This is a genomic window from Mesorhizobium sp. M7A.F.Ca.MR.245.00.0.0, from assembly GCF_003997415.1.
Classification (GTDB): Bacteria; Pseudomonadota; Alphaproteobacteria; order Rhizobiales; family Rhizobiaceae; genus Mesorhizobium.
Map to the genome: position 1 here is coordinate 95,229 of NZ_RZTE01000019.1, position 21,457 is coordinate 116,685.

Here is a 21,457-nt window from a genome sequence, read left to right on the forward strand (position 1 = left end):
TTCAACAGCAGCGTCCAGCATTTCGCCGACCGCATTCCGTTGCGCCGCATCGGTCAGCCGGACGATGTCGCGGCCGCCGTGGCTTTCCTGGCCTCCGACGAGGCGAAGCACGTCACAGGCGTGGATTGGCTGATCGACGGCGGCCAGACCTTGCAGAGCTGGGCCAACGCGCCGGCCGGCGGCGCGTTTCCGAAATTTCGCTAAAGTCTTTTCGGCGGCATTGCCTGGATGATCCGAACGGCAAGATCGAGATCGGCGAGCCCGCCCGAAAGCGGCGTGCGCGGCTTAACACCGGCAAGGATGCAATCGGCGAAATGCAGCCACTCGCGGCGGAACGACGTATCAGGAACGCCAGGCAGAACGCGTTCGGATGCAGCCTCGCCTGTCGTTTCACGTAGCCGGACAGTCGCCGAGGCATTGCGGAAATAGGGGTTCTGGAATTCGATCCGCACCTCGTCGCGCTCGCCATGCACATGGATCCACTCGTCCCACCATTCATACTGGGCAAGTGCCATGTCGAAGAGGCAAGGGACGCCGCCATAGTCGAGCACGGCCAGCAACTGGTTCGGGCCGGTCTGTTGCGCATGGACGACGCGGTCGGGCGTGCCGAAAGCACCGCGCATGACGGCAAGGTCGTGGCTGGCGAGGCTGAGCAGTACAAGATAGAGATCGCGATAGCCGGCATGGTCCACACCGAGCGCCGCCTCGATGCGCCGAGCGACCGTTTCGCGCCCCGCCGCCAACACATCGGCCGGCACGTCGGTGACCCTGGTCTGCGTGTAGAGTTGGCCATAACGGTCGAAGCGGCCTGCGAAATCGTGGACATGGATCGACTTCGGCCGGCCGATAGCGGCTATGCGCTCCAGCCCGGTCTCATAGCCGGGATCATAGAATTTCATGTAGCCGACAAGGGCGACGAGGCCGCTCCGCTCGGCCTGCTCGACAAGCGGGCGCGCCTCCTGCGGCGTGAAGGCAAGCGGCTTCTCGACGATCAGGTGTTTGCCGGCTCGGATTGCATCGGCGACCATCTCGCCATGATCGTAGGTGCAGATCACGACCGCATCGACATTCGGGTCGGCAAGCAGCGCGCGATGGTCGGTATATCTGGCAGTAACGCCATAATGTTCCGCGACCTTGTCGACCGTGCCGGGAGAGATGTCGCCCAAGGCGGCGATGCGAAACGCCGGTAATTCCATGAGATAAGGCAAGTGCATCAGCTGGGCGATCTCGCCGCAGCCGATGACGCCGACGCCAATAACGCGATCCTGCATGTCAACCCTTCACGGCGCCGGCTGTCAGGCCGGCGATGAACTGCCGTTGCATGGCGACAAAGACGACGATCACCGGCAGTGTCGTGATCGTCAACGCGGCGAAATAGAGCGTCCAGAGCGAGTCGTATTGCTGGAAGAAGCTGACCAGTCCTAGCGGGATGGTCTGCACCAAAGGGTCGCGCAACAGCAGGAAGGCCAGGAAGAAATCGTTCCAGATCTCGATGAAGCCGAAGATGAGGATCAGCGCCACGCCCGGCCGCACCAGGGGCAGCATGATGTGGATCAGGATCTCGAGCCGGCTGGCGCCATCGATGCGCGCGGCATCTTCGAGGTCGGCCGGCAATGTGATGAAGAAGCTGCGCAGGATGAAGACCGAAAGCGGCAGCGACGTCGCGGCATAGATGAAGGCAATGCCGAGCCGGCTGTTTATCAGGCCGAGATCGCGCGCCACCAGGAACAGCGGAATGGCCATCACCTGCGGCGGCACCAGCATGGCCGCAACCGCGACTGCGACCACAAGACCGCGTCCGGGGAAACGAAGACGCGCCACCGCATAGGCGCACGGCGTCGCGACGGCCACCAGGATGATCAATGCCGAGCCGGTGACGAAGATGCTGTTGACGATGCGCGATCCCATGCCGGCGATCCGCCAGGCATCGGCATAGTTCTGCAGCACCAGGCTCGATGGCGGATCCCAGACATTGCTGAGCATTTCCTGCTTGGTCTTGAGCGAACCGAACAGCACCCAAAGCAGCGGATAAAGCGTCTCGAAGAGCACGAGGATGAGCGCGGCATAGATGCCGGCGAGTTCGAGGATGCCGCGCATGCCGAGGCGCTGCATGAGCCCGCGGCGGCGAGAGCCGGCGGCGCCATCGCCCAGCGAAATTGGAGGGTTGGCGGCTGCTCTCATCAGACGTCGAGCCTTTGCCTGCGCATCAGGGCCAGCAGGCCGACACTGGCCAGCCCGACGATCATGAACAGCACATAGCCGATCGCCGCGGCGTAGCTCATGGCGCCGTCCTGGAAGGCCTTGCTCATCATGTAGGTGAGCACCACTTCGGTGGCGTGGTTCGGGCCGCCCTTGGTCAGGACATAGACGATGTCGAAATTGCGCACGAAGGCGCCGGAAAGGCCGAGGATGGTGTTGATGAAGATGATCGGCATCATCATCGGAACGGTGACGTGCCGGAAGCGCTGCAAGGGGCCGGCGCCGTCCATCTTCGCCGATTCATAAAGCTCCGAGGGAATCGTCTGCAGCCCGGCCAGATAGATGACGGCATGGAAGCCAAGCCATTTCCAGACATCGACGACGATGATCGAGTAGAGCGCGATGTCGGCGTCGCCAAGCCATGATCGTTTCAACCCGGCGAGGCCAATGAGATCGAGCCCGCTGTTGAGCAGGCCGAAGACCGGATTGTAGATCCAGGACCAGAGCAGGCCGACGGCGACGAAGGACATCGTCACCGGGATGAAGGCGGCGGCGCGGAAGAAGGCGCGGCCGAGCAGCGCCCGGTTCAGAAGCAGCGCCAGCCCGAGGCCGAGCACGTTCTTCAGGACGACGACGGCAACGACGAAAATCAAATTGTTGCGCAGCGCACCGAGGAAAATGCGATCGTGCACGAGGCGCTTGTAGTTGGAAATACCTGCCCAGGTCGGGTCGGAAAACCCGTCCCAATTGTGCAGGCTGAGCCAGAAGCCGTTGACGAACGGCCAGAGGTAGAAAAGACCGAAGAGGATCGCGGCGGGCAGGATCATGACGAATGCGACCGCCCCGTCCCCGGCATTGAAGCGCCAGGTGCCGGATCGGCTCGAAACAGGAGCCGCCTCTTGCGGTCGCGTGCTCATGTGGCCTTCGCGCCTTGCGGGGTCAGCACCAGCCCGAGCGTGTCCCTGACATAGGCGATGCTCTCGAGCGTGCTTTGCTCTGCCGTTTTCTTGGACGCATCCAGCTCGATGATGGCGAGCCCATCGTAGTTTGCATCCAGCAGGACGTCGACGATGCCGGCGAGATCGACGACCCCGGCGCCGAGCTCGCAAAAGGCGCCATAGCGGTCATAGCCCTTCAGCGCCGGATCGACCCTGGTGTCCTTGAAATGCATGTAGCGCACGGCTGAAATGTAGGTCTTGACCGCGTCGACCGGATCGGAATTGGTGTGGGCAAGATGCGCCGGATCGATGCACAGGCCGGCCAGACCGGTATCCAGTTCATCCATCATGCGATCGAGCTGGTCGCGACGCTCGATGAAGGTGTCGAGATGCGGGTGATAGACCGTCTCGATGCCAAGGTCCTTCGTCCGCTTGCCGATGTCCTCGAGCGCCCGGCAAAAGGCCCGGTAGTCGTCGGCCGTGTGCGCCCCGGCAGCGGCTTCCGATGGACCGCCGCCGAGAACCAGCACCGGTGAGCCGAACCCCTTCAGCAGCCTGGCCAGCGCGACGAGAACGTCCCGTTCATAGCTCCAGGCGACAGGGTTGGTGAAGATCGCATTGACGTAGAAGGAGGAGAGCTTGATGCCATACTCGCTCTGGCCTTCCGACAGCAGCGCATAGCGCCGCAAGATGTCGGTGTCGGTGGTCACCCCCATCGGCGCCTGGTTGCCGAGCTGCATGTATTTGCGGGCGTACTGGTCCGACAGGCTGGTGAAGGCGAGGATCTCGAACCAGCCGAAGCCCTGGTCGGCGAGAAACTTGATGGCCGGCCTGAGCGGAAGGCCGGTCAGGTCCCAGCTGTTCAGATGATAGCCGATCGAGAAGCGCTGCCGTTCGGCGCGATGTGACATCATGTGTTCTCTCCGATGGGCGAGGCTGCCCGAAGCAGGCAGCCTCTGTTTTTCTTGCCTGGCACATCAGCCCGGCTGGATGGGCGCTCGCTTGCAGGCGCTACTTCAGGGCCTCATTTGGGCGGCCAGTTGCCCTGGGCCTTGAGGTCATCGAAGATGGTCTGGATCGATGCGGCGGCGTCTTCGGGCGTGGTGGTGCCGCCGACGATGCCGGCGATTGCCGAAGACGTGGCGCTCGCGACCTCCGAGGGCCAGATCCAGTCGAGGAACTTGATCGTGTTCGGGAAGGCTTGCTTGCGCAGTTCGACGGCATAGGCATCGTCGACCTGCGGTACGCCCTTGATCGAGGCCGCGATCGGCTGTTCCGGCGCGAGGTAGAGCGTCGCGACCTCGGGCCTTGTCAGATATTCGATGAACTTGACCGCGGCATCGAGCTTCTCGGGCGGGATCGAGGAGGCGACGCACATGCCGTTGTCGGCACCGCCGCCATGGCCAGGGGCGCCCGGCGTTCCGTCCATTTTCGGAAAGGCGAAGACGCCCCATTTGAAGTCCTTGACGCTCGACTGCAGCGACGGGATTTCCCAGGTGCCGCCATAATACATGGCGCTCTTGCCGGCGGCGAAGGCCGCACGCATGCCGTCCTGGTCGACGGAAAGCGAATCCTTGGAAAGGATGCCATCATCGACCCATTGCTTGATCAGCCTGAAGCCCTCGACATCGGGCGCGTCGGTGAACTTCGCCGTGCCCTCGAGGTTCTTCTGCGTCTTGCCGACCGGGTCGCCCGATGCCTGCGAAAAGGTCTCGAAGTACCACATCGGCCACATCACGGTGTTAGAGCCCTGATGCAGCAGAGGGATCACGCCCGCGGTCTTGAACTTCGGCACGGCTGCCTTCAGGTCGTCATAGGTCGGCGGGACAGGAATGGCGAGCTTCTGAAAGAGATCGACATTGTAGAAGATCGTCGATGTCGACAGCGTCGAGATCGGCACGCCGTAGACTTGGCCGTTGACCGTGAAGGCGCCAAGTGCGGCGGCGTCGATCCTGTCCTGGAACGGCTTGATCTTGTCGGTAATCGGCATCACCAGTTTGCGCCTGACATAGGCGCCATTGGTGTAGAAGGCCGGGCAGGCGATCAGATCCATTTCCTGGTTTGCAAGCTTGGCTGTCATCACGCGTTGAATGGAATCGGTTTGCGGCCCTTGGGCATCCCACTCGACGGCGGCGACGTCGGGGTTGGCCTTGAGGAAACCGTCGATGACCTGTTGCTGGATTTTCTTCTGCTCGTCCGGCGGTTGACGCGGCGCGAGTTCGTCGAGCGCCGAGCCGCCGAAAATCTTGAGCGTGATCCCTTCGGCGTGGCCGATGCCGGGCAGTGTGATCAGGCCGAGGCCTAGCAGTGCGGTGGCAAGGATGGGAGCGGCGGGACATTGTTTCGGACGGTGGGTCACTCTCTGCTGAAGGGGCATCTGGCTCTCCTTTACGCCAATGTCGAGGGGCAACCTCGGGACCAATATCGTTGATGGTCATATGATCTTGGTCGCCTGTTGATGTTTTTGTCAATCGGCAACAATGCCTATCGATTCATCGATCGAACGCCCCTTTCATGTCGGCGTGGCCCGTGCGGTGTTCAATTTGCTTGGGCATTGATCTGCAAGAAGATCGGCAAACCAATGGTCGGATGCTGGCTGCTCCCGGTAACGGACAAGCCCCAATCTTCGCGATCTACTTCACGCCGATGCCGGCGGTCAGGCCGCCATCGATCTTGTAGTCCGCGCCAGTGCAGAAGCCGGCCTTCGACGAACACAGGAAAGCGATGAGTTCGGCCACTTCCTCCGGCTCGCCGATGCGCCCGATGGGGTGCGCTTCGCCGAAGCGCTTGTAGGCGGCCTCGACATCGGCATCCGTGCCGTTCTCGCCGCGGGCGGCCTTCTCCAGGATCGGGGTGCGGATCGAGCCGGGGCTGACGGAATTGACGCGGATGCCGGAGCGCGCATGGTCGAGGGCCGGGGCACGCGTCAGCGTGTGGATGGCGCCCTTGGTGGTGGCATAGGCGGCGACGTTTTGCTGGCAGGCAAAGCCCTGCACCGAAGCGACGTTGACGATGGCGCCGCCGCCCCTGCGGACCATTTCCGGAATGCCGAAATGCGCGGTCAGATAGATGGACCCGACATTGACCGACATCGCCCTGTTCCAGGTCTCGAAATCGGTGCTGGTCGCGGTTCCGTACGGATGCACCGCCGCCGAATTGACGATGATATCAAGGCCGCCGAACCGCTCCACGCCGGCCGCGACCGCGTCGCGAACCTGATCGGGCACGGAGACGTCGGCGCCTATGACCAGCGCCCCGGCTGCGGAGCTTTCCAGTTCCGCTTGCAGCGCAGCGTTGGCCGTGCGGTCGATGCCGCAGGCGACGATCGCAGCACCTCCCGCAGCGAGGCGTCTGGCGGTTGCGAGGCCAATCCCGGTCGTCCCCGTCACCAAAGCCACCTTGCCGTCGAAATCCTTCATTGGGAAAACTCCTTCATTCGCTGTCCGAAACCGTTCCTAGTTTGACACCCATTGTGGTCCAACAATAGGTTGCCGTTCTCTCGCAGAAGGAAGCGGCAATGGAACAGTGCTGGCGCTGGTATGGACCGAACGACCCGGTAACGCTCGATCATGTCAGGCAGGCCGGTGCGACCGGCGTGGTGAGCGCCTTGCACGATATCTATGACGGGCGCGCCTGGCCGCTCGAGAGCATTCTGGGGCGCAAGCGTGTCATCGAGGCCGCCGGCCTGACATGGTCGGTGGTCGAGAGCATTCCGGTCCACAATTCATTCAAGATCGGCGCGCCGGAACGCGAGCGCTATGCCGGCTACTATCGTGACTCAATTCGCGCGCTCGCCAAGGCCGGCATTGCGACGGTCTGCTACAATTTCATGCCGGTGGTCGACTGGACGCGCACGGATCTCGCCTATCGGCTGCCGACGACGGGCTATGCACTGCGCTTCGACGCCATCGATTTCGCGGCCTACGATTTGTTTGTGCTGAAGCGCGTCAATGCCGAGGCCGGCTATACCCCCGCCCGCATTGCCGAGGCGGAAGCGCGGCTGAAGGAATTGAGCAGCGAAGCGATCGACAGGATCGAGCGCAACCTGATCGCCGGCCTGCCTGCGACCGAGCGCAGCTATGACAGGGACAGTTTTCGCGAGGCCCTGGCGGACTATGATGCGATCGGACCGAAGGAGCTGCGCGACAACCTTGCCTGGTTCCTGCGCGAGATCATTCCGGTGGCCGAAGAGGAGGGGGTGCGTATGTGCATCCATCCCGACGACCCGCCCTTCTCGCTCTATGGCCTGCCGCGCATCGTTTCGACCGCCGAGGATGCGCGTTTCATCCTCAGCGCCGTCGACAGCACTGCCAACGGCCTGACGTTCTGCACCGGCTCCTATGGCACGCGCGCCGACAACGACATCGTCGCCATGGTCAAGGAGTTCGCGGACCGCATCCATTTCGCCCATCTGCGCAACATCACCATCGAGGATGACGGCTCCTTCTATGAGGCCGAGCATCTCGAGGGCGGCACGGACATGGCGCATGTCATCCTCGCTCTGATGCAGGAAGAGGCACGCCGCCGTCGGGAAGGCCGTGCCGACTGGCGTATTCCGATGCGGCCCGACCATGGCCATCTGCTCGCCGACGACATCGGCAAGACCAGGATCAATCCCGGCTATTCGCTGATCGGCCGGCTGAAAGGCCTCGCCGAGCTGCGTGGCATCATGCGCGCCATCGAGCGGTTCGAGCTGGCTTGAATGCGCTCCGGCCGGTCGGCTGGCAGGGTTTACAGACGATCACGCGCGGTTGCGCTTCCGCTGTGACTTATACGATGTCGCACTGGAAAGTGCGGCCTACGAGAGGCATGGCGGGTAAAGCACGTGTCGGGAAATTATTTGCCGGCAGTTCACAATATGCAGCGCTGACGTTCTTCCATTCGGGCCAGATTGGACTTCTTGTTGCTTTGATCGGCACGCCTTGCGTGTCACTTTGAGATGCATTCATTCTCGAAGCTCTTGCCGGTGGTCGCTTCTACTTCTCCTAAGCCAAGGCAGAGAAAAGAAGGAACCTGACCATGCCCAGAATTGTGCCGGTGCTCGATCTGAGCCGTCTCGAACAAGGTGCCTCCGAGTATCGTACCTTTCTCCTGGACCTGCGCACGGCGGCGCGGGACGTCGGCTTCTTCTACCTCAGCGGCCACGGAATTTCGACCTCGGAGATCGACGACGTGCTCGATGCCTCACGCCGGTTCTTCGCGCTGCCGGAGTCCGACAAGCTGGCGATCGAAATGGTCAAATCCCAGCAGTTCCGCGGCTACACCCGCGCTGGTGGCGAACTGACCAAGGGCGCGGCCGATTGGCGTGAGCAACTCGACATCGGCGTCGAGCGCCAGCCCATAGCGCAGGGACCTGGAATTGCGCCGTGGACAAGGTTGCAAGGACCCAACCAGTGGCCGTCTGCACTGCCGGAACTCAAGCCCGCACTGCTTGCATGGCAGGCCAAGGCGACCGCTGTGGCGATTCGGCTGTTGAAAGCCTTCGCACTATCGCTCGATCAGCCCGAGGACGCCTTCGACGCGATCTACCGGGACTCGCCCAACCATCGTATGAAGATCGTTCGTTATCCCGGCCGTGACGCGACCGAAGGCGACCAGGGCGTCGGCGCGCACAAGGATGGCGGCTTCCTGACCCTGCTGCTGCAGGACGACAACAAGGGGCTGCAGGTCGAATATGACGGAAGCTGGGTGAATGTGGATCCGCTGCCCGGAACGCTGGTCGTCAACATCGGCGAACTGCTCGAACTCGCATCGAATGGATATCTGCGGGCCACCGTGCACCGAGTCGTGACGCCGCTTGCCGGCGTCGAAAGGATTTCCGTTCCCTTCTTCTTCAGCGCGCGGCTCGATGCGACCATCCCGCTTCTCGGCCTTTCCGAGGAACTGGCGGCGCAGGCGCGCGGACCGGCAAGCGATCCCGACAACCCGTTGTTCCGCGACGTCGGAATCAATGTGCTCAAAAGCCGGCTGCGTTCCCATCCCGACGTGGCACGCCGCCACTATGCCGATCTTCTGGAGACTGGAACGGTGGGTTCGTGACGGTCGCCTGGCACGAATTTTTGCCGTTTGGCATGTTTTTTGGAATGCCATTCGTCGAAAAGGCTTGGAAATAAGCTCAAAAAGGTAAAATCGTTCGGCGGTTTCCTCCCATTTTGCCGAACGGTGTTCCCCTCTGAAGGTTTTGACCTTCTTTTTGGCCGGGCCGTATTCGAGCCCGGCCATTTTTTTGTCCTGGGGTATCAGGCGCAAAACTGAAATGCTGCAAAAGCCCGGCGCAGCGGAACAGAATACCTTCCCGAGTTGGGCTGACCGTCCGATCCTGAGAAGGATTCGAGCACTGTGCTCGACTGTATCGATCGGCCGGAACATCTTTCATGACACGAAAACAACTGCGCCTCGGCGCCTTCATGCGCCCCGTCAGCCTGCACACCGGCGCCTGGCGCTATCCGGGTGCCTATCCCGACGCCAATTTCAATTTCGCGCATCTGAAGCGCTTCGCCCAGACCCTGGAGGCGGCGAAGTTCGACGCCTTCTTCATGGCCGACCATCTGGCCGTTCTCAACATGCCGATCGAGGCGTTGCGGCGCAGCCACACGGTCACCTCGTTCGAGCCGTTCACGCTGCTGTCGGCGCTCGCCGCCGTCACTGACCATATCGGGCTGGTCGCCACCGCATCGACGACGTTCGACGCGCCCTATCATGTTGCTCGCCGCTTCGCCTCGCTGGACCATATCAGCGGTGGACGCGCCGGCTGGAACATCGTCACCACGTCCAACCCTGACGCGGCGCTGAACTTCGGCCTCGACGAGCATGTCGAGCATGATGAGCGCTACCGGCGGGCGCGGGAATTCTACGATGTCGTCACCGGCCTGTGGGACAGCTTTGCCGACGATGCCTTCATCCGCGACGCCGAAAGCGGGTTCTATTTCGATCCGGCCAGGCTGCATGTGCTCGACCACAAGGGCGAACATCTCTCGGTGCGTGGGCCGCTCAACATCGCCCGGCCAATCCAGGGTTGGCCGGTCGTCGTCCAGGCCGGCGCGTCGGAGGCTGGACGCCAACTGGCGGCGGAGACAGCGGAGGTCATTTTCGCCGCCCATGCGGATATCGCGGCGGGACAGCGTTTCTTTGCCGACGTCAAAGGCCGTGCGGAGAAACTCGGCCGCTCGCGTGACGACATCAAGATCCTGCCTGGCGCCTTTGTCGTTGTCGGCGACAGCGTCGAGGACGCGCAGGCCAGGCGGGCGAAGCTCGACAGCCTCGTCTACTACGAGAGCGGCATCGCCTCGCTGTCGATCGCGATCGGACACGATGCGTCCGGATTTGACCCGGACGCGCCCTTGCCCGAAATCCCCGAGACCAATGCGAGCAGGAGTGGCCGCGAGCGCATCATCGAACTGGCACGCGAGGAGAACCTGACCGTCAGGCAGCTTGCGCAAAGGCTGGGCGGCTATTCCGGCCTTGCTTTTGTCGGCACGCCTGAAACAATCGCCGACGAGATGGAGGAATGGCTGGTTGCCGAGGGCTCCGACGGGTTCAACATCATGTTTCCCTATCTGCCGGCCGGGCTCGATGATTTTGCCGAGAAAGTGGTGCCGGAATTGCAACGGCGAGGCATCTTCAGGCGGCAATATGAGGGGTCGACACTGCGCGAGAATCTCGGCTTGAAGCGGCCCTCCAACCAGTTTTTCGAATAGAACGCCCTTCGCGGAGAGGTCTCCATGTCAATCCAGTCCAACACCCGCATCGTGCTCGCGGCGCGACCGCAAGGCCGGCCGAAGCCGGATGATTTCCGCATCGAGACGGTTGACCTTGACCAGCCGGGAGAGGGCGAACTGCTGTTGCAGATCCTTTATCTGTCGCTCGATCCCTATATGCGCGGTCGTATGAACGCCACGAAATCCTATGCCAAGCCGGTCGATGTCGACGGCGTGATGGAAGGCGGCACCGTCGCGCGTGTGATGATCTCTCGCCATCCGGAATTTGCTGAAGGCGACATCGTCCTGTCCCACTCCGGATGGCAGAGTTTCGCCCTGTCCGACGGTGTCGGGCTGCGCAAGCTAGATCCCGCGGCTGCACCCATAACAACCGCGCTCGGCGTGCTCGGCATGCCGGGCTTCACGGCCTATGCCGGTCTGCTCACCATCGGGCAGCCGAAGCCTGGCGAGACGGTCGTCGTCGCGGCCGCCAGCGGTGCGGTCGGGTCGGCCGTCGGCCAGATCGCGCGCATCAAGGGGGCGCGTGCCGTCGGCATCGCCGGCGGTGCCGATAAATGTGCTTTCGTGCGAGACGAGCTGGGCTTTGACGCGGTCGTAGATCACCGGGCCGACGATTTTGCAGAGCAGTTGAAGGCAGCTTGCCCCGGCGGCATCGACATCTATTTCGAGAATGTCGGCGGTCCTGTCTGGGACGCGGTGTTTCCGCTGCTGAACGAATTTGCGCGTGTGCCGGTCTGCGGGCTGATCGCGCAGTACAACGTCATCGCGGATGCCGGCACCGACCGGTTGCCGACATTGATGCAGCAAGTGCTGCACCGCAGCCTGACGATAAGGGGTTTTATCCAGCGCGAATTTGTCGACCAGCGCCCGGCCTTCTATCGCGAGATGGCCGAATGGATAGCGTCCGGCCGCGTCCGCTACAGGGAAGATATCGTGGACGGCATCGAAAATGCGCCTCAGGCCTTTCTCGGCCTTCTCGAAGGCAGGAATTTCGGCAAGCTGATCGTGCGTATCGCGGAATAATTGTTGCACAACGATGAGCCGGGGCTGCCGAGACAATCGCTGTCGCAGCCCGGCGCGGCGCCTTTTTTGTTCACCACATCATGAAGGAGGCGACGTCCGCATCCGAGACCTTGCCGGCATTCACGTCAGCGATTGCCTGGTCGACGATCGCGACGCCCTCGGTCATCTCGTCTTCCGTCAGCGTCAGCGGTGGCATGAACTCCAGCACATTGGCCCTCAACCCGACATAGGTGAAGGCTGCACCCAGCTCATAGCCGCGATAGATGATCTTGGCCGTGGTCGCCGCCGCAACCGGCTCACGTGTCGTGCGGTCCTTGACTAGGTCGACGCCGATGGCAAGGCCGCGCCCGCGCACGTCGCCGATGATCTCATGCCTGGCGGCAAGGGCTCGCAGCGCGTCGGAAAACAGCATGCCGATCCGCGCCGAGCGCTCGACCAGGCCGTCCGTCTCGATCGTCTTCAGCACCGCGTTGCCGGCCGATGTCGCCACCGGGTTGCCTGCGGTCGTCTGCAGCGCGAAGGCCGGCGCATGGTCCATGATCTCCTTAGGGCCGATCACGGCCGATAACGGCAAGCCACCGCCGATGCCTTTGCGGAAGACGACGAGGTCCGGCGTCAGTCCTTCATGCTGGAAGCAGTGCATCATGCCGCTGCGAGCGAGCCCGACCTTGACCTCGTCAACGACAATCTTGATGCCGTGCTTGCGGCAACGCTCCTGCAATGCCTTGAGAAAGCCGGGCGGCGGCACGATCAGCCCGCCATCCGACATCAACGGCTCGATGAACACCGCCGCGACCTGATGCGGCGGGCAGGTGGTCCCGAACTGGTAGTCGAGCAGGGCAAGCACGTCCTCGCTGCTGAAATTCGGGCGGTACGGATCGGGATAGGGCAGCAGAAGCACGCCCGGCCGGGGCAGCGTGTGGGTCATGGCGGTATGGCCGCTGATGCCCATCGAGCCGGAGAGATTGCCGTGATAGGAACCGATGAACGAGATGAAGCGCGAGCGGCCGGTGGCTGCCTGCAGCACGCGCACCGCGCAGTCGTTGGCGTCCGACCCGGAATGGCCGAACCAGACGCGCCGTTCGCCTTCTCCGGGCGTAATCGCCAGCAGCCGCTCCGCCAGCGACACGGCCGGCTCGTTCGGGTAGAGCAGCAGGCTGGCGCCCGCCATGTCGCGGATCGACGTCTCGACCGCTTCGACGATTGCCGGATGGCCGTAGCCGAGCACCGCCGGACCGGCCGATCCCGACAGGTCGAGCAAGGAGCGGCCGCCTTCCTCGATCAGCCGGTTGCCCCGGCCGCCGATGACGCTGAGCGGGGAGAAACGCAGCTTGCCGATCTGGGCGATGGTCGCGGCATCACGTTCGCGCAGGCTGAGATTGCTCACGACACGGATTCCGTTTCGAGCGCCGGCAGTGCCGCCGCCAGCCGGTCCGCCCATTCCTCGATGCCGGACCGTGTCGACAAAAGGTCCTGCCGGATCTCGACGAGGACGGCGGGGATGCCGCGATCATCGCCATGAATGGGCACGGCGTAATCGGCGTCGCGGCTGATCACATAGGGCACGTTGGCCGCGACATTGAGCCCGGCGTCGGTGCGCAGGCCCGAAAGGATCGTTTCTGCGAGATCTCTTGCTTGGTCGTGCAGCACGCCGGCATGCCAGGGTCTGCTGACACCGAGGAAGACCGGCGTGAAGGAATGGATCGTCACGATCCGCGTCTGCCGGCCTGCTTGCGCCCGGTGGTCAAGATACGCGGTCACCCGGTCATGAAACGGCGAAAAGATGATCTCGGCGCGTCGGGTCCGCTCCGTCGCATCGATGCCGACATTGCCGGGAATGTCGGTATCTTCCGACAGCACCGGAATGCTGCCTGACGTGCCCAGTGGCCGGTTGAGGTCGATCAGCAGCCGCGAGTAACCGCTGAGGAAGGCCGGTGCATCGAGCTTCGACGACAGCAGGCGGGTCACTTCGGCGGCGCCGATATCCCAGGCGATGTGGCGCTGCAGATGGCCGGCATCGAGGCCGAGCTGCCGATACTCGGCCGGCATGTGGTTGGACGCATGCTCACACAACAGCACGATATCGGAGCGGCCGTGCTCGTTGAGGACCTCGACGGCCTCGGGCCAATCTTTTCCGGCCTGTGCGGTCATCAATAGAGTGTCCGGTAGAGATCGCAGATGGAGGCCGGATCGAGACCGGCAAGACGCTCGGCTTCATGTCGCTTGAGGCCGACGAAGGTTTCGATGAAGACAGGCGCGAACCATCCCGTCACGGTGCCGTCGGCCAGCAACGCGTCCAGTGCCGCGGGCAGGGTTTCGGGCAGGCGCACCAGACCGAGACTCGCCCGCTCAGCCTCGCTCATCAGTGTCGGGTCGCCGGTGACCAAAGGCGGCGACGGCAGGCCCGCCTTCAGCCCTTCCAGCCCGGCGCGGATGATCGCCGCCAGCGACAGATAGGGATTGCCGGTGGCGTCCGCCGCCCGGTACTCGATATTGTACTGCCGCGCCGGATCGCGTCCGCCGATCGTCACAGTCGGGCAGATGCGCAGCGACGCCTCGCGGTCGCGGTCGGCAAGCCAGGTATAGGACGAACTCCAGCTGTGCGGCTTCAGCCGGTAGAAGGACGACACGCTCGACGCCGTCATCGCGGTCATTCCAGGCAGATGGCGCAGCACGCCGGCACAGAAGGCGCCGGCTTTGGCGGAAAGACCTCCGGGCTGCGTTGGATCGTATGTCACCGGCTTGCCGGCCTCGTCGACAAAGCTGAAATGGATGTGGACGCCGTTGCCGACGGCAGTTGGCGCGGTTTTGGGCGCGAAGCTCGCACGCCAGCCGGCATTGCGCGCCAATTCGCGCGTGATTTCGCGGATGGCGACGGCGCGGTCCGCCGCCGTCAGCGCGTCCGCCGGCTCGTGCGTCACCTCGAACTGCTCGTCGCCGAATTCGGCGATGACCACCTCGGGAGCGACTCCGGCTTCCTCGAGCGCCGCCATCAGGTTGGGCGCGAAGGGGTCCGTGCGGCGCAATGCGGCGAAAGACATCGAATGCGCCGGCGCGAAGCCACCGTCGGCGACATTGAACTCATGCTCGAAGGCGGCGATGACCGACAGGCCGGTTGCGGCTTTCAAATCGGCCAGCGCCTCTTTCAGCATCGTGCGGGTGCAGCCGAGCCATGGGCTGCCATCGAGCTCGACGATGTCGCCGGCGACCATGTCGAACGGCGTCGCCGATCCGGTACGTGTCGTGCGAAAGCGCGCCTTGAGATCGGGGATCAGCCGTAGGTCGCCCGACGAGCCCCAGGGGTTGGGATCGACGATCGAGTTGAACGGCGTCAGCGACAGATTGGCCTGCAGCCAACCGACGCCGGTCGTGGCGGTCTTCTGCAACTTGCTTTCGGCAACGAAGCGGCCCCGCGTGACGGCGGAGAGATCCGTGGTGACGACGGCAACCAGAGGCTCGACAGTCGATGTCATGCCGGTTTTCCCAAAGCGTTGAAGCGGCCGACGACCGTGTCGGTATCGGCCACCCAGCAGTAGCCGCCGAAGGCCTTGAGCGCGATGTCGTGGCGTTCCTGCGTAATGGTGGCGCAGGCATCCGATACGCAGGTGACGAGATAGCCGCGGTCGGCGCCGTCGCGCACCGTCATGTCGACGCATTGATCGGTCAGCACGCCGACCACGACGAGATAGCGGATGCCGAGGTTCTTGAGGAGATAGTCGACATTGGTCGAATTGAAGATGCCCGACGACGTCTTCGGCAGCATGATCTCGTCGCCAACCGGCGCCAGCGCGGGCACCGGCAGTCCCTCGGGGAGGCTGGGCGCGACATGGATCGGCGTCAGCTTGTGGTCGAGCGAGCGGTCACGGCCGTCTTCGGTCAGGCTCTGGATGATGGTGTGCAGCACCTCGACGCCATTGGCCCGCGCAGCGGCCAGCAGGCGCTCCTGGTTGGGGATCGTCTGTGACGATGTCTGCCGGTAGAAATAGTGATCGGGCCCACGCTCCGGATGCGACGGATCTGCGCCCGGCTCCAGCCAGATGCGCTGCATGTCGACGAGCAGCAGGGCCGTTTCGCCGGCCCGGAAGGCTTCGTCTCGTTTGGGTAGGGCCTGGGTCATGCTTTGTCGTCCTGCTTTGCTGATTTGGGTCCCGGCGTCTTGCGGGGTCCGGGTATCTTGCGCGCGCCGTTCTCTTGCGGGTCGCTGTCGAGTGTCACGGCATTGGCATGTCGCACCCTTTCGAGCCGCTCGATGCGGGCGCGCGCGTCGTCGCCCAGCGTCGAAACGATATGGGCGACCAGCGCCTCCATCTGGGCGATCGCCGGCGCCAGCGTGTCGTAGGGCGAGGCGACTTCGAGCGGGCTGACGATGGTGACTTCGGCGAGGTCTGATATCGGCGACAGCCATTGGTCGGTGAACAGGACGATGCGCACATCGAGCGCCGCCGCTTGGCTCGCATAGGCCATGACGTCGAGCTGGTAGCGGCGGTAGTCGAACACGACGAGCACGTCGCGCCGGTCGAGGTCGGCGAGCGTGTCGAAGGTCTGCGGAGAAAGCACGCCGAGATCGCGAACCCCGGAGCGAAACTGTACGAGATAGCCGGCCAGCATGCCGGCGATGTGACGGCTGAAACGGCCGCCTACCATGACAATCTCGCCCTTGACCTCCATCAGCAGGCGGGCCGCCCGCTCGTATGTCTGGATGGGTGTCGCGGCGGTGGCTTTCTGCAAGGCCGTGGTGACGCTATCGAGATAGGCCAGCACGGCGCTGTCGTTGGAACCGCTCTGCCGCTTGGCCTCCATCATCAGCAGCGGCGAGTGCAGTCTTGCCTCGACTTCGGCCAGAAGCTTCGCCTGGAAATCCGGAAACCCTTCATAGCCGAGCTTGACGACCAGTCTCACCACGGTCGGATCGCTGACGCCAGCGCGCCGGGCGAGCGATGAGGCGGTGCCGAGGCCGGAGGTCGGATAGTCCGTCAACAGCAGTCGGACGATCTTTTCTTCCGACGGAGTCAGCGCAAGATCCCCGCGCATCAGAACATCGCGTATCGCCATGGGCCTCCCCGAAATCCGTGTTCTCTTGTTTTGTCGAGTTTATTACAGAGATTTAAATCTTGGTCAACAATGAAGAGATGTTGACATTGCGTGATTGCTGGCCCTACCTTGTCGGAAAGCAGCCAAGAGACTGTGGGGAACAGCCATGCGAAACGGAAGCGACGTCATCGTCGTCGGTGCGGGTATTGTCGGATCGAGCACCGCCTATCATCTGGCCAAGGCCGGCGTGAAGGTCACGCTGGTCGAGCAGACCCATCCAGCGGGCGGCCCGTCGGGCAAATCGTCGGCGCTGCTGCACGCCTTCTACCTGATGCCGGAACTGTCGCAGCTTTCCATCCGTGGCCGTGAGATATTGGTGTCCTTGCCGGAGATCGCAGGCGAAGGTTCTTTCGTCACCGAAATCGGCATGATGTGGGTCTGCGGCAACGACAACAAGGCGAGCTGGACGTCGGCGGCCGAACGCATCCGCGGCGAGGGCGCGCGCATCGAGACATTGTCGCCGCAGGCCTTTGCCGACGCGGCACCCGGCTTTGCCCTGGACAATGTCGCAATGGCGCTGTGGGAGCCGGAATATGGCTACGCCGATGCCTTCGGCGCCACCAACGCCATCGCCCGTGCCGCCCGCGCCAACGGTGCCAGGATCATGCAGAACACGCTGGTCGAGAGCCTTCAACGGCAGGGCGACCGCATCACCGGCGTCACCTTGACCGATGGAACGGTGCTGGAAGCCGGTACCGTCGTCCTGGCCGCCGGGCCGTGGACGAGCCGCCTGCTGGCGACGGTCGGCCTCGATCTGCCGCTGCATGTCGAGCGCCATCCGATGGCCGTCCTCGACGCAGCCGGCAAGGCAAGGCAGGTCATGCCTTTCGCCTGGTGCGACGACATTTCCTGCAACTATGCACGGCCTGACAATGACGGCGTCATCCTGGCCGGCACCTGGGCTGGTGGCGGCACCGGCCTGCGCCACGAACATGCGGGCCGCCCGCGTTTGGTCGAAAATCCTGATGATTACATGGAAGGTGTCGAGGAGCAGGAATCGGTCGAGATTCTGGAGACCTTCGCTGGCAGAGTCCCTGCCATGGCCGAGCTTGGCATCCGGCCCGGCTATGCCGGACTCTACGACATGAGCCCCGACGATCTGCCGGTCATCGGCGCCATGCCTGACGTCGAAGGGCTGGTCGTTTCGGCGGGATCCTCCGGCCACGGCTTCAAGACCGGGCCGGCAGTCGGCGAGGCGGTGGCCAGGCTGGTCACCGAAGGCGCGCAACCGATCCTGGCGCCGTTTTCACCCGATCGCTTCAGGGCCGCGTAATGGCGTCGGTGACGATGAGCGAGAGCAAGCCCAGTGGCTTCATGCCGGCCGCGTTTCGCAACGCCACTGCCGATGCCCTGTGCATGGTCGCGGTGCTGCTGCTGGTGGCGCTTGCCGCCTTCATCTTTGGCAGCGCCGCCATGCAACGTGTGGTCACCTATGCCGCGATCATGCTGACGGCGGTGCTCGGCCTGCAGATATTCTCTGGCAACAGCGGCATCGTCTCGTTCGGTCAGGCCGCCTTTGTCGGCCTTGGCGCCTACGCCACCGGCATCCTCACCATGCCGACCGCATTGCAGCGAACGGCGCTGCGCGACCTGCCGCAATTCCTCGCCGGGTATCAACTCTCCTTTTTCGCGGCGCTGGCCGTCGTCCTTGCTCTCGCGGTCATCGTCGGCCTGTTGACCGGCACGCCACTGCTCAGGCTTTCCGGATCGAGCGCTTCGATCGCAACGCTTGCCATGCTGATCATCGTCTACACGCTGCTGGTGGCCGGGCGCGAGATCACGCGCGGCAGTCAGCCATTCTATGGCGTGCCGCGCGAGGTCGGGCTGTGGACGGCTGCCGCTGTCGCTTCGATGGCGCTGGTGGCGGCGAGGCTGTTTCGCGAAACCTCCTTCGGCCTTGCCGCCCGCGCCGCCGCCAATGACGAGCGCGGTGCCGCCGCCGTCGGCGTCGACCAGCGCACGGCGCGTCTGGCCGCCTGGGTGGCGGGTGTCGTCGCCGCCATGGCCGCCGGCGCCATGATGGCGCAGTTTCTGGGTGCGTTCTCGCCACGCGATTTCTATTTCGACCTAGGCTTCACCATGCTTGCCATGCTGATCGTCGGCGGCATGACCTCGTCGCTCGGCGCTTTCGCCGGCGTCATCGTCACCATCGTCCTGATCGAAGTGGTGCGCCGCTTCGAAGGCGGCGGCGAAGTGCTCGGGCTGCATCTGCCTGTCCTGTTCGGCCTGACCCAGGGCGTGCTGGCCATTGCCATGATCCTGGTCATCTGGCGACGCCCGACCGGTCTGTTCGGCGAACGTGAACTGAACCTGCTGCGCCGACCCGGACGCCAGGCCGTGATGGCTTCAACGGCGCCACCGCGGCATGTCGAGAGTGACCGGCTCACCGCCGTCCATCTGTCGCGCCGCTATGCCGGCGTCGTCGCCGTCGACGACGTCAGCCTGGATTTCGAGACCGACAGCATCACCGGCATCATCGGCCCCAATGGCGCCGGCAAGACGACGCTGCTCAACATGCTGGCCGGTGATATCAAGCCGAGTGCCGGCACCGTGTCGGTGGGTGGCGTGGTCCGGCAGGCTTCGGCCTTCCGCTTCGCCCGCTCCGGCGTTGCCCGCACCTTCCAGAACATCCGCGTCTTCCCGCACATGACCGTGCTCGAAAATGTCGTCGTCGCCGCCCGCCAAGTGGAGCCGGATCTTGGCCATGCCGAGGCGGCGGCAATGGGTGAACTTGCGCGCATGGGGCTGGAGAGATTTGCCGATCAACCGGCCGCCAGACTTGCCTACGGCCAGCGCCGTCGGCTCGAAGTGGCACGTGCACTGGCGTTGAAGCCGCGCTTCCTGCTGCTCGACGAGCCGGCCGCCGGCATGAACGCCGTCGAGACCGCCGAACTGGTTTCGATCCTCTCGACGGTCCGCACCGAGCGCCGCATCGGCATTGTGCTGATCGAACACGACATGCGGCTGGTGATGAACCTGTGCGAGCGCATCGTCGTCATCGATCATGGCCGCGTCATCGCCGACGGCACGCCGGGCGACGTTCAGAAGAACCCCGCCGTGATCGCAGCCTATCTCGGCAGCCGCACGGCGCGCGCCAAGACCGAAACGCCTGAAAACCAGACCGCATGACCCGCAACGACAGCCAACGATAAGAAATCCAGAAGGAGAACCGACATGCCAAGCCTCTATCGCCTCCATCGCGCCGCCCTGTGCGCGGCCGTGTTCGGCATCGCCGCCATTTCGACGGCCAGCGCCGAGGAGATCATCATCGGTGCCGCGACCGCGCAGACCGGTGGCCTCGCTCCCTACGACCAGCCGGCACTTGCCGGCTTGCGCATGTCGCTCGACGAGCTCAACGCCAAGGGTGGCCTCGGCGGCAAATACACCGTCAAGCTGCTGATCAAGGACACGCGCTCCGATACCGCGCAGACCGCCACCGTCGCCCAGGAACTGATCGACGTCGGCGCCAAGATCATGATCACGCCGTGCGATGCCGATCCCTCGATTTCCGCCGGCCAGCTCACCCAGCCGCTCGGCATTCCGACCCTGACGCTGTGCGGCTCCGCCCCCGTGCTCACCGGCGCGGTCGGCGACGTCATGTTCGGCACCTATCCGGCCGACAATGTGCAGGCGACGGCGGTCGCCGACTTCGCCGTCTCGGAAGGCAAGAAGAAGGTGTTCCTGCTGACTTCGCCGGACTCCACCTACACCGCCAATCTGCCGGAATATTTCGGCAAGGTGTTCGAGAAGAAGGGCGGCGCCATTGTCGGCCGCGGCACCTTCAGCATGGGCCAGCCCGATTTTTCCGCCGAGATCACCAATATCAAGGGCCTGGCCGACAAGCCCGACCTGATCATGACGGCGGCCTATGAGCCGGATTTCCCGGCCTTCATCCAGCAATTGCGTGGCGCCGGCGTCACCATCCCGGTCTATGGCGCCGATGCCATCGGCACGCCGACCATCAAGGCGCTCGGCAAATTGGTCGACGGCGTCGTCTACACCGCGGCCGGCTATGCCGAGCCGGGCAGCAAGCTCGAGGCCTTCAATACCGCCTTCACCAAATATGCAGGCCACGCACCGGAATCGACCTATGAAGTCAATGGCTATGAGATCGGCCTGATCCTCGACCAGGCGGTCAAGACGGCCGGCTCCGACGAGCCGAAAGCGATCCGCGACGCCATCGCCGGCCTTAAGGATTTCGAAGGCATCACCGGCAAGATCACCTATGCCGGCACCGATCGCATGCCGCTGAGGCCGGTGGCGCTGATGCGCTACGAGGGCGGCGAGGGCAAGCATGTCCAGACCCTGATCCCCGACGCTGCCGACGTTCCCGCGCCGTGATGTCATGCTGAGCGTCGAAGCCCTGAAAATCCGGTACGGCGAGGTCGAGGCGGTACGCCGCGTTGACCTCACCGTCGGCAGCGGCGAGATCATCGCGCTGGTCGGCGCCAACGGCGCCGGCAAGAGCTCGACGCTCGGCGCCGTCGC

The 21,457-nt window shown here is 63.8% G+C and carries 20 protein-coding genes; 9 read left to right on the plus strand and 11 right to left on the minus strand.

Features of this window, described 5'->3' with window-relative positions; genetic code table 11:
- Nucleotides 1–204, plus strand: a 204-nt coding sequence (locus tag EOB80_RS35385) for an SDR family oxidoreductase (protein WP_245466395.1), incomplete at its 5' end; no start/stop codon positions are given.
- Here EOB80_RS35385 and EOB80_RS19965 read toward each other — a convergent pair.
- The 6 genes from EOB80_RS19965 to EOB80_RS19990 form a co-directional block, all read right to left on the minus strand.
- A complete protein-coding gene (locus tag EOB80_RS19965; protein WP_127329187.1) occupies nt 201–1,271 on the minus strand; it encodes a Gfo/Idh/MocA family oxidoreductase in 1,071 nt (356 codons plus the stop codon). The two genes, EOB80_RS35385 and EOB80_RS19965, sit on opposite strands and share 4 nt — an antisense overlap.
- Before the next feature lies 1 nt (nt 1,272).
- Nucleotides 1,273–2,181 (minus strand): carbohydrate ABC transporter permease, encoded by a 909-nt coding sequence (locus EOB80_RS19970; RefSeq protein ID WP_127329189.1) that lies wholly within the window; start codon nt 2,179–2,181, stop codon nt 1,273–1,275.
- Complete coding sequence (locus EOB80_RS19975; RefSeq protein ID WP_127329191.1) at nt 2,181–3,116, minus strand: sugar ABC transporter permease; 936 nt, start codon at nt 3,114–3,116, stop codon at nt 2,181–2,183. The genes EOB80_RS19970 and EOB80_RS19975 overlap by 1 nt, the downstream gene beginning before the upstream one ends.
- A complete protein-coding gene (locus EOB80_RS19980) occupies nt 3,113–4,051 on the minus strand; it encodes a sugar phosphate isomerase/epimerase (RefSeq protein WP_127329193.1) in 939 nt (312 codons plus the stop codon). The genes EOB80_RS19975 and EOB80_RS19980 overlap by 4 nt, the downstream gene beginning before the upstream one ends.
- A 110-nt stretch (nt 4,052–4,161) precedes the next feature.
- Nucleotides 4,162–5,514, minus strand: a complete 1,353-nt coding sequence (locus EOB80_RS19985; protein ID WP_127329195.1) for an extracellular solute-binding protein — start codon at nt 5,512–5,514, stop codon at nt 4,162–4,164.
- A gap of 256 nt (nt 5,515–5,770) precedes the next feature.
- Nucleotides 5,771–6,556 carry an SDR family oxidoreductase gene (locus EOB80_RS19990; RefSeq protein WP_127329197.1) on the minus strand — a complete coding sequence of 262 codons (786 nt, stop codon included), beginning with the start codon at nt 6,554–6,556 and terminating at the stop codon, nt 5,771–5,773.
- A gap of 98 nt (nt 6,557–6,654) precedes the next feature.
- Between EOB80_RS19990 and uxuA the strand changes: the two genes are divergently transcribed.
- The 4 genes from uxuA to EOB80_RS20010 all read left to right on the plus strand — a co-directional run bounded on the left by uxuA (nt 6,655) and on the right by EOB80_RS20010 (nt 11,878).
- Complete coding sequence (gene uxuA / locus EOB80_RS19995) at nt 6,655–7,839, plus strand: mannonate dehydratase (protein WP_127329199.1); 1,185 nt, start codon at nt 6,655–6,657, stop codon at nt 7,837–7,839.
- A gap of 317 nt (nt 7,840–8,156) precedes the next feature.
- Nucleotides 8,157–9,176, plus strand: coding sequence for an isopenicillin N synthase family oxygenase (locus tag EOB80_RS20000; RefSeq protein WP_127329201.1), 1,020 nt, complete (start codon nt 8,157–8,159; stop codon nt 9,174–9,176).
- Nucleotides 9,177–9,511: 335 nt separating this feature from the next.
- Nucleotides 9,512–10,834, plus strand: a complete 1,323-nt coding sequence (locus EOB80_RS20005) for an LLM class flavin-dependent oxidoreductase (RefSeq protein ID WP_127329203.1) — start codon at nt 9,512–9,514, stop codon at nt 10,832–10,834.
- A 24-nt stretch (nt 10,835–10,858) separates the two neighbouring features.
- Nucleotides 10,859–11,878, plus strand: a complete 1,020-nt coding sequence (locus EOB80_RS20010) for an NADP-dependent oxidoreductase (RefSeq protein ID WP_127329205.1) — start codon at nt 10,859–10,861, stop codon at nt 11,876–11,878.
- A gap of 70 nt (nt 11,879–11,948) precedes the next feature.
- On the opposite strand, the gene EOB80_RS20015 is transcribed toward EOB80_RS20010, so the two are convergent.
- From EOB80_RS20015 to EOB80_RS20035, 5 genes are read right to left on the minus strand one after another with little or no spacing between them, the layout of a single operon-like run.
- Nucleotides 11,949–13,265: an aspartate aminotransferase family protein gene (locus EOB80_RS20015; protein ID WP_127329207.1), complete on the minus strand. Its 1,317-nt coding sequence runs from the start codon at nt 13,263–13,265 to the stop codon at nt 11,949–11,951.
- Nucleotides 13,262–14,029 carry an N-formylglutamate amidohydrolase gene (locus tag EOB80_RS20020; protein ID WP_127329209.1) on the minus strand — a complete coding sequence of 256 codons (768 nt, stop codon included), beginning with the start codon at nt 14,027–14,029 and terminating at the stop codon, nt 13,262–13,264. Before EOB80_RS20020 ends, EOB80_RS20015 begins: the two co-directional genes overlap by 4 nt.
- Nucleotides 14,029–15,351, minus strand: coding sequence for a glutamine synthetase (locus tag EOB80_RS20025; RefSeq protein WP_127329211.1), 1,323 nt, complete (start codon nt 15,349–15,351; stop codon nt 14,029–14,031). Before EOB80_RS20025 ends, EOB80_RS20020 begins: the two co-directional genes overlap by 1 nt.
- Nucleotides 15,348–15,995, minus strand: a complete 648-nt coding sequence (locus EOB80_RS20030; RefSeq protein WP_127267229.1) for an isochorismatase family cysteine hydrolase — start codon at nt 15,993–15,995, stop codon at nt 15,348–15,350. The genes EOB80_RS20025 and EOB80_RS20030 overlap by 4 nt, the downstream gene beginning before the upstream one ends.
- Complete coding sequence (locus EOB80_RS20035; RefSeq protein ID WP_127271273.1) at nt 15,992–16,930, minus strand: MurR/RpiR family transcriptional regulator; 939 nt, start codon at nt 16,928–16,930, stop codon at nt 15,992–15,994. Before EOB80_RS20035 ends, EOB80_RS20030 begins: the two co-directional genes overlap by 4 nt.
- 145 nt (nt 16,931–17,075) lie before the next feature.
- On the opposite strand from EOB80_RS20035, the gene EOB80_RS20040 reads away from it, so the two are divergent.
- The 4 genes from EOB80_RS20040 to EOB80_RS20055 form a co-directional block, all read left to right on the plus strand.
- Nucleotides 17,076–18,242 carry an FAD-binding oxidoreductase gene (locus tag EOB80_RS20040; RefSeq protein ID WP_127329213.1) on the plus strand — a complete coding sequence of 389 codons (1,167 nt, stop codon included), beginning with the start codon at nt 17,076–17,078 and terminating at the stop codon, nt 18,240–18,242.
- A gap of 14 nt (nt 18,243–18,256) precedes the next feature.
- Nucleotides 18,257–20,098: a branched-chain amino acid ABC transporter ATP-binding protein/permease gene (locus EOB80_RS20045; RefSeq protein ID WP_245466396.1), complete on the plus strand. Its 1,842-nt coding sequence runs from the start codon at nt 18,257–18,259 to the stop codon at nt 20,096–20,098.
- A 45-nt stretch (nt 20,099–20,143) separates the two neighbouring features.
- Nucleotides 20,144–21,310, plus strand: coding sequence for an ABC transporter substrate-binding protein (locus EOB80_RS20050; protein WP_127329217.1), 1,167 nt, complete (start codon nt 20,144–20,146; stop codon nt 21,308–21,310).
- Nucleotides 21,311–21,314: 4 nt separating this feature from the next.
- A partial coding sequence (locus EOB80_RS20055) for an ATP-binding cassette domain-containing protein (protein ID WP_127329219.1) occupies nt 21,315–21,457 on the plus strand: 143 nt, incomplete at its 3' end.